Genomic DNA, 17088 nt, shown 5'->3' with positions numbered 1-17088 from the left:
GCTTTCTATAATCGATCTAGTGGTGGATTGAAGTAGTGGCGCCGACAAACGGGATAGTAAGATTCATTACCACCCACCTGAATTTGCTCACCTTCATAAACTGGATGGTGATCTTGAAACCGTAGCGGCATGGTTGCTTTGCGATCACAAAACCAACAAACCGTCTTCATTTCTTCAATCTTATCGGCAAAGATTAACAATGCTTCAGAACCTTCGAACAGGTGATTCTGAAAATCATTCTTTAATCCAAACGCCATGACTGGAATCCCCAGTTCATCTACCACTTTCGTTAGTTCCAATACGTGGTGTCGTTTTAGAAATTGGGACTCATCCACTAATACACAGTGTGCATTTGGATTCGTTTCCTTAACATATTCAAAGATATTGGTGTCATTCATAATTGGTACTGCTTTACGCTTTAAACCAATTCTAGAAGCCACCATCCCAAAGCCATCGCGGGTGTCCAAGCCACTCGTCATAATTATGACGGATTTACCTTCTTCTTCATAATTATGGGCCACCTTAATAATTTCAATTGTTTTACCGCTATTCATTGCACCATAGCGGAAGTAAAGCTGGGCCATTTAATAAATCCCTCTCTCATTGCAGAATGTACTATATTATTATAGCCGATTTAAAGTGTAATTTCGATAGCTAAGTATTTTCAGTTTATGTAAAATTCATTCGTTTTTAGTGGGAATAATTTTAAAATATGGTAAAATTATCATTTGATAAATTAATTGGAGGAATGGCACCGATGTCAATTAGAAGTGAAATAGCGACCTTAGTTGGTAAGTCTTCGTATTGGTTCTTACACACCTTTTTAAAGGGTGGAAGTTCCCTACCAGGAAAGTTAACCACTAAGATTGACCCCGAAGTTTTAAAATCAATGGGGCAAAATTATGATGTAATTATTATTACGGGTACCAACGGGAAAACGTTGACGACTGCATTGACCGTTCAAGTGCTGAAGCAAAAATACCAAAACGTATTGACCAACCCTTCCGGTTCCAACATGGAACAAGGAATCGTTACGACCTTCTTAACGGCTAAAAACACCAAGGACGCTAAACCAATCGCCGTCCTAGAAGTCGATGAAGCAAACGTAATCAAGGTCACTAAGTACATTAAGCCTAAAATTATGGTGTTTACCAACATCTTCCGGGATCAAATGGATCGGTATGGCGAAATTTACACGACCTATCAAAAGATATTAGATGGCGCTAAGTTAGCCCCAGATGCAACGATCATTGCAAATGGGGATGCCCCCATTTTTCATTCAGATGACCTACCGAACAAACGCATTTTTTATGGGTTCAATGACCATCCCGAATTAGCCAATGAAGATATTAAAGCCCAACCCAATACGGATGGCGTGCTCTGTCCAAAGTGTCAAAATATTTTACACTACCACACCATCACTTATAGTAACTTGGGTGATTACTTCTGTCCTAATTGTGGCTACAAACGCCCCCGGCTAGATTTCGAACTCACTAAGGTCAATGAATTACTCCCAACCTCTTCTAAGTTCGACATTGAAGGCGACCCATTCCAAATTGATATTGGTGGTGTTTATAACATCTATAATGCATTAGCTGCATATTCAGTGGGCCGCATTATGGGCGTTAAACCACCGCAAATCGCAGAAGCGTTCCATAGTAATGAACACATCTTTGGACGCCAAGAAATTATCCACGTTGGTGACAAAGACGTTACCCTGATTTTAGTTAAGAATCCGGTCGGGTTAAACCAAGTGATCGATATGATCTCAACTGATCGTGAACCATTCTCATTCATTGGATTATTAAACGCTAACTATGCGGACGGAATTGATACTAGTTGGATTTGGGACGGTGATTTTGAACGCCTCCCTAAGATGAACATTAAGAAATTCATCACTGGTGGTGAACGTTATAAGGACATCACCTTCCGGCTTAAGATTGCCGGAGTCCCAGATGACTTACACGAAGTTCAACCTAGTTTGGAAAAAATCGTAAATGAAATTCCAAACCTCCCAACTAAAAAGGTCTATATCTTAGCCACTTATACGGCGATGATTCAAATTCGAAATGACTTTGCAAACAAGGGTTACATTAAAAAGGGGATTGAATAATGGCTGATTATGAATTACGCATTGCTCATCTTTACGGTGACTTAATGAATACCTATGGAGATTACGGTAATATTTTAGCTTTAAAGTATTATGGAAAACAAATGGGCGTCAAAGTTGATTCCAACATCGTCAGTATCGATACTGATTTTAAGGCTGACGATTATGACCTGGCTGTCTTTGGTGGTGGGCAAGATTTTGAGCAATCCATCGTTTCCAAAGACCTCCAAAAGAAAAAACCAGAATTAATTAAGTACATTGAAGCTGGTAAACCCATGGTGGCCATCTGTGGTGGTTTCCAAATGCTAGGTAAGTACTATATCGATGCTAAGGGGCGTAAGATGCCGGGCATTGGTGCTTTAGATCACTACACTGAACAACAACACGACAATCGGTTCATCGGCAACATTTCAATTAAAAATGATGAAAGTGGTGATACCTACAAGGGATTTGAAAATCACCAAGGGGTTACCTACCTAGGCAAGGGCGAAAAGCCACTCGGGACTATCATCAAGGGTTATGGTAATAATGGTAAGGACCATGCAGAAGGCGCTATTTATAAAAACGTTTATTGTACTTACTTCCACGGCCCAATCTTAGCCCGCAATGGTCAGTTAGCCAAACGGATGCTATTGACTGCATTGCATAATAAGTATCCAGACCACGACTTTAGTAAGCAAGCTGCCCTCGAAGTGCCGGAATCATATTAAAAGGATGCATCTAACGACTCAGTTAGACGCACCCTTTTTATTTTGTTTGTAAAAACGCATTGATAATTTGATTGCGCTTGGGAATAAATGTTTCGTTCGGTGCGGTGGGATGAATCCGATTGGTTAATAGGATCATCGCAGTATGGGTCAGTGGACTCAGTACCATTGCCGTGCCTGTGTAACCAGTCTGCCAAATAAAATCATGTTGGCAATGATCAAAGGCCCAGCCATATGAGCGTCCTAGGTGGCCATTAATGGTATGGTCTGCCATTAGGGCATGAATCGTATTGGTTGATAATATCTTACCGGTTGGCTGCATCATTTCATTACTGAACTTAATTAAGTCCGCCATGGTAGCAAATAAGCCAGCTGATCCACAATCACGACCCAATATCTGAGCCTTTGGATCATCAACTTGCCCCTGTAATAAACCATGGGCGGTCATTTCAGTTGGGACGCAGTTAACGGGATCCGGTGTAAAGGTCGCTCCAGTCATGTTCAACGGTTTAAAAACCCGCTCGATCGCTAAGTCTTGAATTGGTTGCCCTAAAATCCGACTGGCAATCCAACCTAAATAGATAAAATTAACGTCAGCATACACCATTTTGCGGTTCAAATTAGGCCCAACATGCAGCTGGGTCAACAATGCATTCACTAGGGTCGGCTTATCTAATTGATTTCGATTAGGGATGTAGCCTTCAATCCCAGAAGTATGCGTTAATAAGTTAAAAATTTTCACCGCCGGGCCATCAAATTCGGGGAGATATTCACTCACTGAATCCTGCAACCCTAATTGGCCCTGCTCAATTAACTGTAAAATAACTGGCAGGGTGGCTACGACCTTAGTTAGTGAAGCTACATCATATGTTAACCCAGCGGTTAGCGGCAGCTGACTTGGTACTACTTGGCGCTGACCTAGTTGCTCCACCTGCCAATTAGCGCCATCAAAAAAGGCATCACTAGCCCCTGGCACCACCTGATCAGTCACCATTTGACGGATCAGCATTTTAGACCGTTCAAAATTCATCACTTAATACCCCTTCTTTTACCATACGGAGAAGGTTAGATTAATTTGATCAGGATCATTTAAAAATAATAGGTGATCAATTTCATCATAGTGCGCAGCATCCTTCGCAGCCCCCATTGAATCATACAATGCATCTACGTCCTTGGCGCGAATCATCTTAAAACTAACGTAGTCAATCCCCAGTTCTTCATAATCATGAGGTGCAATGCCAGGCACTTCATTTAACACAATTTGTTGCGAGTGGTCTTCTGGTAACACTAGCGTTTTGGTATCCGTTCGATCCGTTGGCAATACTGCTAACCCTAATGTATTTTGATAAAATTGAAGCGACTTTTGAATGTTATTAACGTTTATTTCTAACCACGTTAACTCAGCAGTTTTAGGAATTCGCTTGAGGCGTTTTTCCTCATTTCGCAAGAAACGGTTAACGGGAATCACATCGTCTTTTTCGTGATGCCATTGAATTGAGTGGTCATCAACTAGGGTCACCCCATTTACTTCTGCATACAAAATAATGCGGTTACCTTCAGGGTCTTCAAGTTCAATCCATTCAAAGTTATGGTTGTATTAAATGGGGGTCAGCTTCAAACCTAAGTTTTTAACGTGTAACAATAGTTGTTTCAAACTACTACTTGATGGCATTTTAAACGCAAATCGCGTTACATTGGAAGCATCACGACCATCAGTGGGGTTGTCAATCTTGCGGAGGGTAAGTGAAACTTGATGTTCATTAGTACCAAGATATGAAATGTTCTCAGTCCGTTTCACAGAAGTCATCCCCACAATTTGGGTGTAAAAATCGATCATTGAATCCAAATCCTTAACGCGCAGCGCCACTAATTTGATTTTGGATCCGGCAGGCAATTGATATTTCATTATGTAATCCACCATCCCTTTCTTTCCATTATAATATTTTTTACCTTAGAAACAAAAAAGAACGACTAAAATTAGTCGTTCTTTTAAAATTATTGAGCCTGCAAATCGTTACCAACGAATTGAGCATTATATAAATCAGCATAAAAGCCCTTAGCAGCTAACAATTCATCATGCGTTCCAGTTTCAATGATGTGGCCTTGATCCATGACCACGATCTTGTCAGAATTTTGAATTGTAGACAAACGATGCGCAACCACAAAACTAGTGCGGCCCTTAATCAATTTGTCCATCGCATGTTGAATTAACATTTCAGTTCTAGTATCAACTGAACTAGTGGCTTCATCTAAAATTAAGATTTCTGGATTAGCAATGAATGCTCTGGCAATCGTTAGCAATTGCCGTTGCCCTTGCGAAATATTAGAAGCACTTTCGTTTAAGACGGTGTCATAGCCTTCTGGTAGCTTACGGATGAATTCATCAGCATGGGCTTCTTTAGCAGCTAAATAAACATCATCGTCAGATGCATTCGCATTTCCATATTTAATGTTATCAAAAATCGAACCAGTGAATAACCAGGTATCTTGAAGGACCATTGCAATGTGTGAACGTAACGCAGCTCGATGCATATGCTTCGTATCTAAACCATCCAATCGAACGGCCCCACCATCAACATCGTAGAAACGTTCCAATAGATTAATAATGGTCGTTTTCCCGGCTCCAGTTGGTCCAACAATGGCAACGCTAGATCCATTCGGCACGGCTAGATTAAAGTCTTCAATTAATGGGTGCGCTGGATCATAGCTAAAGTTAACCCCATCAAATTGAATCTTATCACCATTATCAACATTAGTTTGATCACTTGTGTCTGATGGCTTCATTTCGGGTTCATCTAAAATTTCAAAAATCCGTTCAGCTGACGCAATCGTGGATTGAATCGTATTGGTAATGTTAGCCAATTGAGTAATTGGTTGGGAGAACATGTCCGTGTATTGCAAGAACGCTTGCACATTACCAATGGTAACACTTCCACCAATAACTTGAATTGCTCCAATAATGGCCACGAAAACGTAATCCAAGTTCTTAATGAAGTTCATCATTGGAAACATAAAACTAGAAATGAATTGCGCTTTCCAAGCTGAGTTGTAGTAAGCCTCGTTTTGCTTTTCAAATTCTTCAATTACATCGTCTTCACGGTTGAATGTCTTAACTACGTTATGGCCCGCAAAGTTTTCTTCCACCTGGCCGTTCACTAATCCTAAGTGCTTTTGTTGAGCACTAAAGTAGCGCTGGGAACGTGGAGCTAGAATTCCAACGGCTAGTAAACTCAACGGAACCGTGATCAACGCCCCAAGCGTTAATTGCCAACTAATGGTCAACATCATCACGATGACCCCGACGAAAATCACTAAACTATTAATGAATTGACTTAGGTTCGACTGTAACATCGTCGAGATATTATCCATATCGTTAACCGCTCTGGACATAATATCCCCATTTGAATGTTGATCATAAAATGAAACGGGGAGCCGTTCCATCTTAGCCTTTAAATCACGCCGTAAGCTGTAAACTACCTTTTGTGAAATCGTGGTCATAATGACTTGTTGCGCCACATTGAGCAGCCCAGCTAATGCATATAGCACTGCTGTGATCAATAAGATCTTAATGACCGCAGCAAAGTCAATGGGCAAGTTAGCAGTGTGTAGCTTAACGCCCTTCGTGACCCCTTCATAAATAATCGTTGTGGCTTGACCTAATGTTTTAGGTGTTACAATTTGTAAAATCACGGCGAAGATAACCATGACTAACACGCTAATAATTCCAAGTCGCCATGGCTTTAAATAACGAATTAGCCGAAATGTTGATGGCCAAAAATCATGGGCTTTTTTTGCCTTTCCTTGTGCTCTTCTAGGCATTGGAGTCACTCCCTTCTCGAATCTGTGAGTGAACAATTGATTGATAAACTGGATTATTAGCCAATAGTTCTTTATGGGTCCCTTGACCAACTACTTTTCCATCATCTAATACGATGATCTCATCGGCATTAGCAATGGTCGAAACCCGTTGGGCAACAATAACTGAGATGGCGTTACTAATCATTGGATCATTGCGAAGGTCACTTCGTAACTTAGCATCCGTCTTAAAATCTAGGGCGGAGAATGAATCATCAAAGACATAAACCTGGGCATGTTTAACGATGGTCCGGGCAATCGCTAGCCGTTGCTTTTGCCCCCCAGAGAAGTTTTCTCCGTTTTGTTCAACCTTGGTGTCTAAGCCATCTTCACGTTTAATGAAGTCTGAGGCTTGAGCGACATCCAATGCATGCCAAATCTCTTCATCAGTTGCCTTTTCGTTCCCAAATTGCATATTACTACGAATCGTTCCCGCGAATAATACCGCCTTTTGTTGGGTAATGGAAACTAACTGATGCAAGTCATATTGCGTCATTTCATTGATTGGGGTTCCATCTAATTTGATAACGCCCTTTTCAGGATCGATTAGACGTGGAATCAAGTTCACCAATGTTGATTTTCCAGATCCAGTCCCCCCAATGATGGCTAGGGTCTGACCAGCGTGAACTTTAAATGATACGTCCGTTAAAGCACACCGTTCTGCATCTTCAAATCGGTAACTAACGTCATCAAATTCTAACGTTGCGTTATGATCATCAGGGGTCGCCTTCGTTTGAACGGGTTGTTCTGGATCAGTAATGGTATCTTTTTGATTCAAGACTTCGTTGATCCGAGCTGCAGAAGCAGAAGCCCGTGGTAGGAAGACGAACATAAATGATAGCATCGTAAAACTAATTAAAATCTGGGTAGCGTAACTCATGAACGCAACTAAGTTCCCAACGGCAAACGTATGGTTGGCAATTAATTGACTCCCGAACCACACAATTCCAATATTAGTAAAGTTCAAAATTACCGTTAATAATGGGAATAGCATCGCCGTTAAACGATAAACCTTAATTCCAGTGTTCATGTAATCGCGGTTATAACCATCAAAACGGTCTTGTTCATATTGGTCCCGGTTGAAGGCCCGGATAACCCGCACCCCGGTCAACCCTTCTCTAAACGTTAGGTTTAGATTATCGGTCTTACCTTGAATACTTCTAAATAGTGGGATGGCTTGACCCATAATTAAGTAAATAATAATCACTAAAATAATCAATGAAATTACGAAGATCAACGTTAACTTCGGACTCATGGTATATGCTAGGATAATGGCGGTGATCAACATGATTGGTGACATAATCATCATCCGTAACATGTTAACCATTACGTTTTGAATCTGAACCACATCGTTAGTTGCCCGCGTAATCAACGATGAGTCTCCAAAGTGACTTAAATCTTGTTCAGAAAAATAAATCACCTTTCGATAAATTGCGGAACGAATCTTTTTTCCCATTAACTGGGATTGGGTTGCCGCAAAGTAAATATTACCCCCAGCCGCAATTACTGACACAATTGAAAGGAAGAACATCTTAATTCCCTGGTCAATAATGTAGCTAAGATTATGTTGCGCAATTCCTTGGTTAATGATGCCAGCGGTCAACGTAGGCAGGTATAAGAACGTCAATACCTGTACGACCATGAATAACACGGCGCCGACAACTGCCCATTTACTAAGGAATTTCTTGGATAGCTGTATCATTTCATCACCACTTTCTAAGTAAACACTAGAATAATAATTATAGTATTTCTACTATCAAAAACAAAGTAAAAAGCAATTAAAGCAGAAAAATAAGCCGCTGCCTTAAGCAGCGGCTTATATCGATTGGGTATACTGGGCTCGAACCAGTAAATTAAGGATTCAGAGTCCTCTGCCTTACCATTTGGCGAATACCCAAAAATAATTACGTTAATTATAATAACGGTTTTAAAAATCACTGTCAAATGAAACGGGGAGTAAATCATAAATTCAATGCATTCAAATTGACAACCTAAAATGATTAAACTATACTTAAAAATATGTTAGTTTTTGCCCACTGGTCAAACTGGTTTAAGACGTCGCCCTCTCAAGGCGGAGTTACGGGTTCGAGTCCCGTGTGGGCGATCAGTTGCCATTCGCTTTAGTGTTTACTAAGGCTGATGGCTTTTTATTTTATTTTTCTTAAATCATTCCATCTACAATTGACTTTTGGACGCATTCCCCCTATTCTTAAAATCAATATGTGTTTTGCGGAACCATTACCAAGGGAGAATTGAGAGAATGAAAAAAGCATTATTAATCACGGTTGCATCACTAACACTCTTATTGTCAGCTTGTGGTAAAACTGGAACCACAATCGTTAAATCAAAATTTACGAATATTGACACCAGTAAGTACCAACCAATCAATGAAAAGCTATCCAAGAAGAAGCTAATTCGGCTTAAACCTAATAATATGAAGTACTTAATGCACCACTATTCAATTAAGGGTGAAATTACCAAGATTGGTAAGAGTTTCCAAGGTAGTGCTACGTTTGTAATCAAGGATCCTAAAACCAAATTAACGTACGCTTCAGTTACCAACGACATTACTTCCATGAAGGCCTTTCAAGTCGGTGATAAGGTTACGATCGGCGTCGATGGACTTTCCAAGATTGCCAAAAATAATAACTTATATGGGATTACCACTAAGGATAACCCAAGTCGGTTAAGTACGGTTACTTATCGCATTGGTGCCTATTAAAAAAGTTTGAGTCTAGCGACTCAAACTTTTTTAATAACTAATTGCTAAATGTCGGGCTGCTTTCCATCTTTTAAGGAGGGCCTTTTTAGTTATCGCATGAACATTACCAGTGGATGGGTCTAAATAAAAAAAGACCTTCTTATTAAAACCAGTCAATAAAATGGCTGTCTGGGGATGACTATTATTACTACCTAGCCACATCATAATTGGCCGTTCTCTACGTAAATGACTACGTAATCGGCGTAGCTTTTTACCAGATAGATTTTTAAATGAACCAATTTGATCCACAATCACGGTAAAGAAATCAGCAGGTAATGGGACCTCATCTACTGACAATTCAAATAAATCATTCATCTCAGTATCTGAAACTGGTGCGCCAGCATAGTTTAACATCATTTTCGCTACTGCTAAATAACTTGCAACCACTTGATGGTTATCTGACGTTACTGGTTCAACAGCTAATCGACGATAATTATTCCGAACAGACTTTAATGGTAACCATCCGGTAACATCATCATTTTCAAAAAAATACCAAGCATGCTTATGAAAGTATCCAAATCGTTTAATTTGAAATTCTCCCTTTAGCGAAGTCTTCGGTAATTTTTGCTTTTTAATTTTAGTATTTTTGATAATTTCAGGAATAAACCAGTCAGCCATTGGCGAGCGCTTTAGTTTTACATAGAACGGGCGCGTCTTCTCGCTGGCAATCGTAGTCGATTTCAATTAATTCACCTCATTAAATTCGATGCTTAGTATTTATATTATAGCTTAATTTAAACTAGAATTGGTGAAATTTATTAGTTTGCTAACAAAAGCTTATCATTTTGACTTTGTTTGTAACTATGATAATATATTCTATGTATTCTGTCGGGGTCGTTATGGATTCGACGGGTATAGGTTGAGCCTGAATTGCGCTCCGTGGCAACGACCACGTTAAAAACGCTCAGTTTTCTATTATAACTGCAAACAATAATACAAACTCTTACGCTGTAGCTGCCTAAACAGTAGCTTAGCGTGATCCAGCCGGCTTCGTCCATGAGCCGGGACTGGGTTTTATATGCAGTGGACTTACGTCAGCAGCTCCCACCTGAAGTTGCTGGAAGAGACTAATCAGGTTAGCTAGTCATGCATGCCCTGGAATACGGCGTTTTGGCTAGTGAATGCGCAAATAGTATCCCTATGAACGTAGATATTCGGGTGGCAATATGCTCGGACGCGGGTTCGACTCCCGCCGACTCCATTGCTAAGAAAAAAGCTATTATATCAGTGTTTAAAACATTGATATAATAGCTTTTTTGTTTAATAAAGTATGTAACTAAAGATAATAGATCGGCATTCAATGGCATTCATTTTGACATTCAATTTTATATGATAATTTAATACCGTGGGTGTAGTGAGATGTAAGGTTACTCTTAATTGAGTAGCCTTTTCATTCTGGCTTACACGCTCGCTATATGCTTCATTTATTTAAAGGTGTTTTCTTTTTGGAAAATAAATAATACAAGCACCCATCGATACAGTTTCCACAAAACTTAAAATAAAGTACAATGGACTCCTCCATGCAGGATGAAATATAACGTCCAAAACAACACTAATAATTTTCGTATTCATTAATACTTAAACTAACTCTACTAATTTAATATAAACTCGTTTTAATAATAAACATAAAAGGGATACGCTCAACCAGCGCATCCCTATTTTTATATCTTAAAACAATTTAATCAACGTTACTCCCATGACCATCAAAACTAGCCCAATGTATTTTGCCACGGTAATGGGTTTCTTGGGTGCCCCTAGCAAACCATACTTATCAACTAAGACACTTCCAAATAAGTTTCCTAAAATCACTAGTACCACCGTAGCACCGGCTCCAATAACGGGACTCAAAATCGCATTAAATAATACATATAATGCTCCTAAAAATCCACCAAGCCAAATCCACCATGGATGCCCCTTACCAAATGCATTTTTGAACTTAGCATAGCCATGATCAGTAAATGCCACGATAATAAATAATCCAATTACACCGATTAAAAATGAAATAAATGCAGCATGGACCGCGGAATGTAATACGAGGCCTAAATGACCATTAATCGGGGTTTGGGTCGCTTGAAACATCCCCGCTATGATCCCAATGATTTGCCATGGTAACTTACTAATCCCCGATTGATCTTGCTTAATATTTTTTTGCAAAATCACCATTAAAATGCCAACAATTAACAATCCAATTCCTAAAAATCGCGTTAGTGTTAACGAATGGATGGGAGTTCCAAACAAACCTAATGCATCAATTAACATACTCATAAAAATTTGCCCGAGAATTGGCATAATGACCGTTTGTACTGCTCCTAAGTATGGAAAAATAACTACATTTGCCGTTAGACCAATGATTCCTAATAAACCACCGAGCCAAATCCACCACGGTTGCGTAGTTATTACCGAAGCAGGAACTAATATGGGCGTTTTAGTCACAAGCAATGCCAATAATAAGCTAAGTGTCCCGACTATGAATGAACCTAATGAGGCCATAAACGGTGTTCCCTTAGTATTATCTTTTAAATTAGTATTAATCGACGTCTGAATTGGTAAAATAATCCCACCAATAATTCCTAATATCAAAATCAAGTTGTTCACTGTCCTTTTATCGAATTAGCTTCATTCTACACAGGTGTAGTTAATACAGGTCAAATAAAAAAGAGATGTTCAACCCATCCCTTCATCATACTATTTAAAACTAATTTGGAATTTGTGATCATTCCATTCGAAGTCAATCTTAGTTTCAAAGACCTCACTCATCTTAAATTCGGTAGCACTGATTAATTGATCAGCAGATTCAATCGTAAATTTCAATTCATCGTTATCATCTGGATCTTTGATCAATTCTTGATTCGTCTTGTTAACCGCAGCTAACTCAATCGTGAGCCCTTCTAAATCATCAACTCCGGTAAACACTTCATCTGGTTTGAACTTGCCATTACGTAAACACATTAAAAATGGCATTACTAGCTTTTTCAAAATCTTCACTCCTATTAATGTTATACCTATATCATATCATTTATTTCGAGCCCGCTGAATAAATTGATCATCCTTTTTAATGTCACGAGTAAATAGTGAAATACTGCCAAGTGCATACGCAATTAAAATCACACCACTAATAATCAAGATGTAGCTTCCCTGACCGAAGGCATCAAAAAGCCCCGTATAAACCAGCGTTCCAACGGGCATAATTGCAAAACTAGCTGTGTATAAGGTCGAACTAACCCGGCCTAAGATTCTAGTGTGAACGGTACTTTGTAAGCGAATCTCGATTGCTAGATCAAAGATGGCAAACGCAAAGTCCATTAACATCGCTAATAAGAAACCAAAGATTCCAACGATCAACGCACTACGACTCACCGCAAATGTAACTCCTAGACCCGTTAACGCTACCCCGACTAGCACCAATGATGTTAAAATCCGTGAGGCAAAGCGATGTTGACTCTTCAGCAGACTCGTTAGGACGCTTCCTAAAAGATATCCGACTGAATACCCGGTCTCAATGATGGCCACCGTTTGGTTACTAAGGTGCAACTCGTTTACGATAATGAACGGGCTTCCAGTTACCACTGCGGTAAAGAAAAAATTGACCACAATTTCAGCAATGATCGTGTCACGAATGAATGGGCGCTTTTTCATGTAGTGAATGGCTTCTTTAAACTGCCGTAGTTGTGACTCCGAATGCACGGTCGATTCCCTTGGTGCCACTCCATGAAATTGTAAGGTCATCATGATCAACATGGCAATCATCGTGACCACCACTTCGATGGCAATGAGGCCCTCTACGCTAATTAACGAATACAAAATCACCCCAAACACTGGCGCTAAGATTCTAGATGCAGATGCAATCGCAGTGTTATACGACGTTAATTTAGGCACCATGTCTCCGTTAACTAGCTGGCGAATGGACGCAGAATAGGCGGTATTTCGTAAGTTAACCAGCAATGAATCAACGGCCACAAATAAGCCGACGGGAATCAATAACCCCACGCCCTTAAACCACGGTAAAGATAATGCCAAGGCAATGAAGCCAACGATACGGAGCATAAACCCCCAAAAGATAATTCGTTTATGATCATGGTTATCCACAAAATTACCAATGGGAATAAAAAATAACAAGCTCATCAGTGGCGAAATGGTAATCCCCATCCCGAAGCTCAGTGGTGAATTAGTCGCGTGGAGCAACATAAAACTAATTCCATATTCGAAGATTCCAAATCCAAATGCGCCAAGCCCGTTACTGCTAATGGCTTTAAAAATTTGCCGCCACGACTGGCGATCCGTTAATTGAATTGATTGATCATTATTCATTTAGTCACCTCCCTCTTTAAAATTGTGTATCCATCAATTCTAAGGCTTAGCGCTACTTTTAGCAATTATTAGTACCTTAGTACAAAAAAGGCCCTGCTACCTAAATTGATAGCAGGGCCTTTGATACTTATTTTAAAAGAGATTAATCTAAATCAACATCATTTGGATAGTGCGCAACTGGAGTTAAGTCATCCATTTGTTCTTCAATCCGTAAGATATCATTGTACTTTTCAACCCGTTCGGAACGAGCCATTGCACCGGCCTTAAGTTCACCACCGTTAACAGCAACGGCAAAGTCGGCAACAAAAGTATCACCAGTTTCACCAGAACGGTGACTGATCATTGTCCGGAAGCCATTCTTACGAGCTAACCGAATTGCTTCGAGGGTTTCTGAAACCGTTCCAATTTGGTTCAACTTGATTAAGAAGGTATTTCCAGCTCCCATCTTAATGGCCTTACGGATAAACTTAGGGTTAGTAACGATTAAGTCATCATCAACGATTTGAATCCGATCACCTAAGCGCTTAGTAGCCTTAACGAAATCATCCCATGAATTTTCATCCATTGGATCTTCAACAGACATGATTGCGGGGTACTTATCAACTAAGTCGCTAACGTATTCGATAAATTCTTCGGCTGTGTATGACTTACCTTCAAAGTTGTACTTACCACTGTCAGCATCAAAGAAGTAAGATGCAGCAAAGTCCATTGCGATTCCAATGTCTTCACCAGGAACGTATCCAGCATCCTTAATAGCCTTGTATAAAGCTTCAACTGCTTCTTCAGTGTGCTTCATGTTTGGTGCAAAACCACCTTCATCACCAACCCCAGTTTCGAAGCCTTCAGATTCTAAGACTTTCTTTAAGGTATGGTAAACATCGGCAATCTTGTTGATCCCATCTCTAAAGGAATCCTTCTTTAATGGTGTAATCATGAATTCTTGAGCATCAATGTCGTTATCGGCATGTTCACCACCATTAATAACGTTATGGAAGGATTGAGGTAATTCAATGTCCACCCCACCTAAGTAACGGTATAATGGTTCGTTGTAGTATTCAGCAGCAGCCCGTGCAGTTGCCATAGAAACACCTAAGATGGCATTCGCACCTAACTTAGCTTTGTTAGGCGTACCATCCAAGTCAATCATGATTTTATCAACTTGGCGTTGATCAAAAGGACTGACTCCATGTAAAGCCTTATTAATTTCATTATTAATGTGGCCAACCGCCTTAGTAACACCCTTACCTTGTAAGCGTTTGCCACCATCACGGAGTTCAATTGCTTCATTTTCACCAGTTGAAGCTCCAGATGGGACTTCGGCGCGGCCTAAAGTACCGTCCGTTAAAATTACATCTGCTTCAACAGTTGGGTTCCCACGAGAATCAAAGACTTCGCGACCCTTAATTCGATCAATATAAACTTCATTTAAACGCATATAATCAGTCCTTTGAATTTATTTTATTTCTGTTTAATTAATTTACATTTTTATACTAGAACAAGCAACAAAATAATTCAAAAGTTTTGTCCTTAAGATTTCATAAAGCAAGCATTAATTTGTAACATAATTGTAACTTATGAAGAAAATTTAATTGTGCTATGGTAATCTACGGTGATTAATTAAGGAGGAAGTTTTACATGCCAAGAAACTTTAAAGAAGAATTGATGTTTACGGGAATGATGGCCGGGTTAATGGTGATCGTCATGGAATCCTACAATATTATGCTAGCTAAGGGGGCTAGTCTACGTTTAATTGGTGAAATTTTAGCCGGTTATCCATTGGCCCTCATCGTAGCAGCAATATTAGACCTAGCATTAGTGGGTCCGGTGGTTAAAGGAGTCTTTTTCAAGTTCATTTTTAAACCAGAATGGGAACAAACCCCCATTAAAATTGCTTTGTGGATCTCATCATTAATGGTCTTAGGGATGGTAACATTCATGTCATTATTCGGCATCATCGTTACCTTTGGAATCGGCAACATTTCGTGGGCAATGTATGGACGGGCCTGGTTATTGAACCTTTGCATGGCCTTACCACTTCAACTAATCATTGTAGGCCCCATCTGTCGAATGCTCTTAGACAAAATTCAAGCTAGTTTAGACAATAGGGCTAATTAAAAAGTAACTTTAATTGACAATTTTGCTATATTGGAATACGGTAACTACAACTTATTATGCAAAGGAGCCATTTTCATGAAGGCAATTACAATTAATAGTTTAAAACAAGCCAATCCAATCATCGACATGCCAACCCCAGAATTACAACCAGGGAACGTGTTAATTAAAGTTCATGCTACTGCTGTGAACCACGTTGATTTAGCGTGGGTTAGTGGTAAGCGTAAACCAGATGATACCATTTTAGGACTAGAATTAGCTGGTGAAGTCGTTGATGCTGGCGATTCAAACGTTAAAGTTGGCCAACGAGTGGCAGCATTAGTTGATAAAGGTGGCTATGCAGAATTTGCATCTGTTCCTGCTGACCGCCTAATTCCCCTTCCTGATGATGTTAGTTATGCCAAAGGAGCTAGTATCCCAGAAAGCTATCTAACTGCATATCAAACGCTCTTTTTGATCGGTAATCTTCAAGAAAACCAAACCGTATTGATTCATGCTGGTGCTAGTGGCGTGGGCACTGCTGCTATTCAATTAGCTAAACAAATTAAACATGCTACTGTAATTACTACTTCTAGCACCGAAAAAACAGCAATTTGTAAAGCTAATGGCGCCGACTATGCAATTGATTACAAGCAACAAGACTTTGAAGCCGAAGTCGATAAAATCACCAACCACCGTGGCGTGGACTTGGTCTTAGACTTTATCGGCGCTGATTACTTCAATGCCAACGTCAATTCAGTTGCTACTGATGGGCAATTAGTGTTAATCGGTGATTTAAGCGGCAGTATTGTTAACAATGTCAATCTCCGTTACATCATGATGAAACGCATGAGTATTACTGGAACGTTATTATCAACCCGTTCGCCAGAATACAAGGCTAAATTAACTGCTGAATTTGTGGCTAAGACTAAGGCATTGTTTGCAGATCAAACATTGGAACCTACTGTTGGTGCCGAATTTGACCTCCAAGATGCATTGTCCGCCCAAAAATACATGCATGATCAAAAAAACGTCGGTAAAATCGTCTTAAAAGTATAGTTTCATTATTTAAATATATAACTACTTTCACCCCTTAAGCTTTTACAAGCGAGGGGTGTTTTTGTATAAATAAATATAATTTAGAGCAAAATAACGGTTGGCATCCCAATCTTCTCTTAACATAACAAACTATTTCCAAATAATTGAAAATCAAGGATAATCCTATATTAGGTCGCAAAATACCATAATTTAAAAAT

Annotated in this window: 16 protein-coding genes, 2 tRNA genes and 1 other RNA gene; 7 read left to right on the top strand and 12 right to left on the bottom strand. The window is 39.6% G+C overall.

Annotation, left to right across the window (positions count from 1 at the left end; genetic code table 11):
• Positions 1-5: 5 nt before the first annotated feature.
• A complete protein-coding gene (locus R4146_RS04100) occupies positions 6-584 on the bottom strand; it encodes a thymidine kinase (protein ID WP_339960161.1) in 579 nt (192 codons plus the stop codon).
• A gap of 173 nt (positions 585-757) precedes the next feature.
• On the opposite strand from R4146_RS04100, the gene R4146_RS04095 reads away from it, so the two are divergent.
• Together R4146_RS04095 and R4146_RS04090 are read left to right on the top strand one after the other, a co-directional pair.
• Positions 758-2113 (top strand): MurT ligase domain-containing protein, encoded by a 1356-nt coding sequence (locus R4146_RS04095; protein WP_339960160.1) that lies wholly within the window; start codon positions 758-760, stop codon positions 2111-2113.
• Positions 2113-2820, top strand: a complete 708-nt coding sequence (locus tag R4146_RS04090) for a type 1 glutamine amidotransferase (protein WP_339960159.1) — start codon at positions 2113-2115, stop codon at positions 2818-2820. The genes R4146_RS04095 and R4146_RS04090 overlap by 1 nt, the downstream gene beginning before the upstream one ends.
• Positions 2821-2857: 37 nt before the next feature.
• On the opposite strand, the gene R4146_RS04085 is transcribed toward R4146_RS04090, so the two are convergent.
• From R4146_RS04085 to R4146_RS04060, 6 genes are all read right to left on the bottom strand, one after another.
• Positions 2858-3847 (bottom strand): serine hydrolase domain-containing protein, encoded by a 990-nt coding sequence (locus tag R4146_RS04085; protein WP_339960158.1) that lies wholly within the window; start codon positions 3845-3847, stop codon positions 2858-2860.
• 18 nt (positions 3848-3865) lie between these two features.
• Positions 3866-4357, bottom strand: a complete 492-nt coding sequence (locus R4146_RS04080; RefSeq protein ID WP_339960157.1) for a VOC family protein — start codon at positions 4355-4357, stop codon at positions 3866-3868.
• A 57-nt stretch (positions 4358-4414) separates the two neighbouring features.
• The gene (locus tag R4146_RS04075) at positions 4415-4723 is read right to left on the bottom strand and encodes a VOC family protein (protein ID WP_339960156.1); all 309 of its coding nucleotides are present in this window, start codon (positions 4721-4723) and stop codon (positions 4415-4417) included.
• Positions 4724-4812: 89 nt separating this feature from the next.
• Positions 4813-6636: an ABC transporter ATP-binding protein gene (locus tag R4146_RS04070; RefSeq protein WP_339960155.1), complete on the bottom strand. Its 1824-nt coding sequence runs from the start codon at positions 6634-6636 to the stop codon at positions 4813-4815.
• Positions 6629-8374 carry an ABC transporter ATP-binding protein gene (locus tag R4146_RS04065; protein ID WP_339960154.1) on the bottom strand — a complete coding sequence of 582 codons (1746 nt, stop codon included), beginning with the start codon at positions 8372-8374 and terminating at the stop codon, positions 6629-6631. The genes R4146_RS04070 and R4146_RS04065 overlap by 8 nt, the downstream gene beginning before the upstream one ends.
• A 123-nt stretch (positions 8375-8497) precedes the next feature.
• Positions 8498-8569: transfer RNA gene (locus R4146_RS04060), tRNA-Gln, on the bottom strand.
• 133 nt (positions 8570-8702) lie between these two features.
• On the opposite strand from R4146_RS04060, the gene R4146_RS04055 reads away from it, so the two are divergent.
• Together R4146_RS04055 and R4146_RS04050 are read left to right on the top strand one after the other, a co-directional pair.
• Positions 8703-8776 (top strand) — tRNA-Glu (locus R4146_RS04055).
• 156 nt (positions 8777-8932) lie between these two features.
• Positions 8933-9394 carry a hypothetical protein gene (locus R4146_RS04050; protein ID WP_339960153.1) on the top strand — a complete coding sequence of 154 codons (462 nt, stop codon included), beginning with the start codon at positions 8933-8935 and terminating at the stop codon, positions 9392-9394.
• Positions 9395-9424: 30 nt separating this feature from the next.
• On the opposite strand, the gene R4146_RS04045 is transcribed toward R4146_RS04050, so the two are convergent.
• Complete coding sequence (locus R4146_RS04045) at positions 9425-10117, bottom strand: hypothetical protein (protein ID WP_339960152.1); 693 nt, start codon at positions 10115-10117, stop codon at positions 9425-9427.
• A 146-nt stretch (positions 10118-10263) separates the two neighbouring features.
• Here R4146_RS04045 and ssrA point away from each other — a divergent pair.
• Positions 10264-10637, top strand: a transfer-messenger RNA (tmRNA) gene (gene ssrA, locus R4146_RS04040).
• Positions 10638-11101: 464 nt separating this feature from the next.
• On the opposite strand, the gene R4146_RS04035 is transcribed toward ssrA, so the two are convergent.
• The 4 genes from R4146_RS04035 to eno form a co-directional block, all read right to left on the bottom strand.
• Complete coding sequence (locus R4146_RS04035; RefSeq protein ID WP_373695335.1) at positions 11102-12028, bottom strand: DMT family transporter; 927 nt, start codon at positions 12026-12028, stop codon at positions 11102-11104.
• Between the two features lie 90 nt (positions 12029-12118).
• Entirely contained in the window at positions 12119-12409 is a 291-nt protein-coding gene (locus R4146_RS04030) for a hypothetical protein (protein ID WP_339960150.1), read from the bottom strand.
• A gap of 36 nt (positions 12410-12445) precedes the next feature.
• A complete protein-coding gene (locus R4146_RS04025; RefSeq protein ID WP_339960149.1) occupies positions 12446-13741 on the bottom strand; it encodes an MFS transporter in 1296 nt (431 codons plus the stop codon).
• A gap of 142 nt (positions 13742-13883) precedes the next feature.
• On the bottom strand, positions 13884-15176 hold the full coding sequence (gene eno, locus R4146_RS04020; RefSeq protein WP_339960148.1) for a phosphopyruvate hydratase: 1293 nt from the start codon (positions 15174-15176) through the stop codon (positions 13884-13886).
• Positions 15177-15376: 200 nt separating this feature from the next.
• Between eno and R4146_RS04015 the strand changes: the two genes are divergently transcribed.
• Complete coding sequence (locus R4146_RS04015; protein ID WP_339960147.1) at positions 15377-15856, top strand: DUF2798 domain-containing protein; 480 nt, start codon at positions 15377-15379, stop codon at positions 15854-15856.
• A gap of 75 nt (positions 15857-15931) precedes the next feature.
• Positions 15932-16891, top strand: a complete 960-nt coding sequence (locus R4146_RS04010; protein ID WP_339960146.1) for an NAD(P)H-quinone oxidoreductase — start codon at positions 15932-15934, stop codon at positions 16889-16891.
• Positions 16892-17088 lie beyond the last annotated feature (197 nt).

Origin of the sequence: Nicoliella lavandulae (genome assembly GCF_037546185.1) — a bacterium.
Taxonomy (GTDB): domain Bacteria; phylum Bacillota; class Bacilli; order Lactobacillales; family Lactobacillaceae; genus Nicoliella; species Nicoliella lavandulae.
The sequence above is the reverse complement of the archived record's forward strand: the minus strand, read 5'-3'. Positions and strand labels throughout refer to the sequence as shown.

Bases quoted from the DNA above. Each gene is read 5' to 3' on its own strand.
- R4146_RS04090 (WP_339960159.1), top strand. From the start codon at position 2,113: ATGGCTGATTATGAATTACGCATTGCTCATCTTTACGGTGACTTAATG.
- R4146_RS04010 (WP_339960146.1), top strand. From the start codon at position 15,932: ATGAAGGCAATTACAATTAATAGTTTAAAACAAGCCAATCCAATCATC.
- R4146_RS04100 (WP_339960161.1), bottom strand. From the start codon at position 584: ATGGCCCAGCTTTACTTCCGCTATGGTGCAATGAATAGCGGTAAAACA.
- R4146_RS04075 (WP_339960156.1), bottom strand. From the start codon at position 4,723: ATGAAATATCAATTGCCTGCCGGATCCAAAATCAAATTAGTGGCGCTG.
- R4146_RS04085 (WP_339960158.1), bottom strand. From the start codon at position 3,847: ATGAATTTTGAACGGTCTAAAATGCTGATCCGTCAAATGGTGACTGAT.
- R4146_RS04070 (WP_339960155.1), bottom strand. From the start codon at position 6,636: ATGCCTAGAAGAGCACAAGGAAAGGCAAAAAAAGCCCATGATTTTTGG.
- R4146_RS04065 (WP_339960154.1), bottom strand. From the start codon at position 8,374: ATGATACAGCTATCCAAGAAATTCCTTAGTAAATGGGCAGTTGTCGGC.
- R4146_RS04015 (WP_339960147.1), top strand. From the start codon at position 15,377: ATGCCAAGAAACTTTAAAGAAGAATTGATGTTTACGGGAATGATGGCC.
- R4146_RS04095 (WP_339960160.1), top strand. From the start codon at position 758: ATGTCAATTAGAAGTGAAATAGCGACCTTAGTTGGTAAGTCTTCGTAT.
- R4146_RS04050 (WP_339960153.1), top strand. From the start codon at position 8,933: ATGAAAAAAGCATTATTAATCACGGTTGCATCACTAACACTCTTATTG.
- eno (WP_339960148.1), bottom strand. From the start codon at position 15,176: ATGCGTTTAAATGAAGTTTATATTGATCGAATTAAGGGTCGCGAAGTC.
- R4146_RS04025 (WP_339960149.1), bottom strand. From the start codon at position 13,741: ATGAATAATGATCAATCAATTCAATTAACGGATCGCCAGTCGTGGCGG.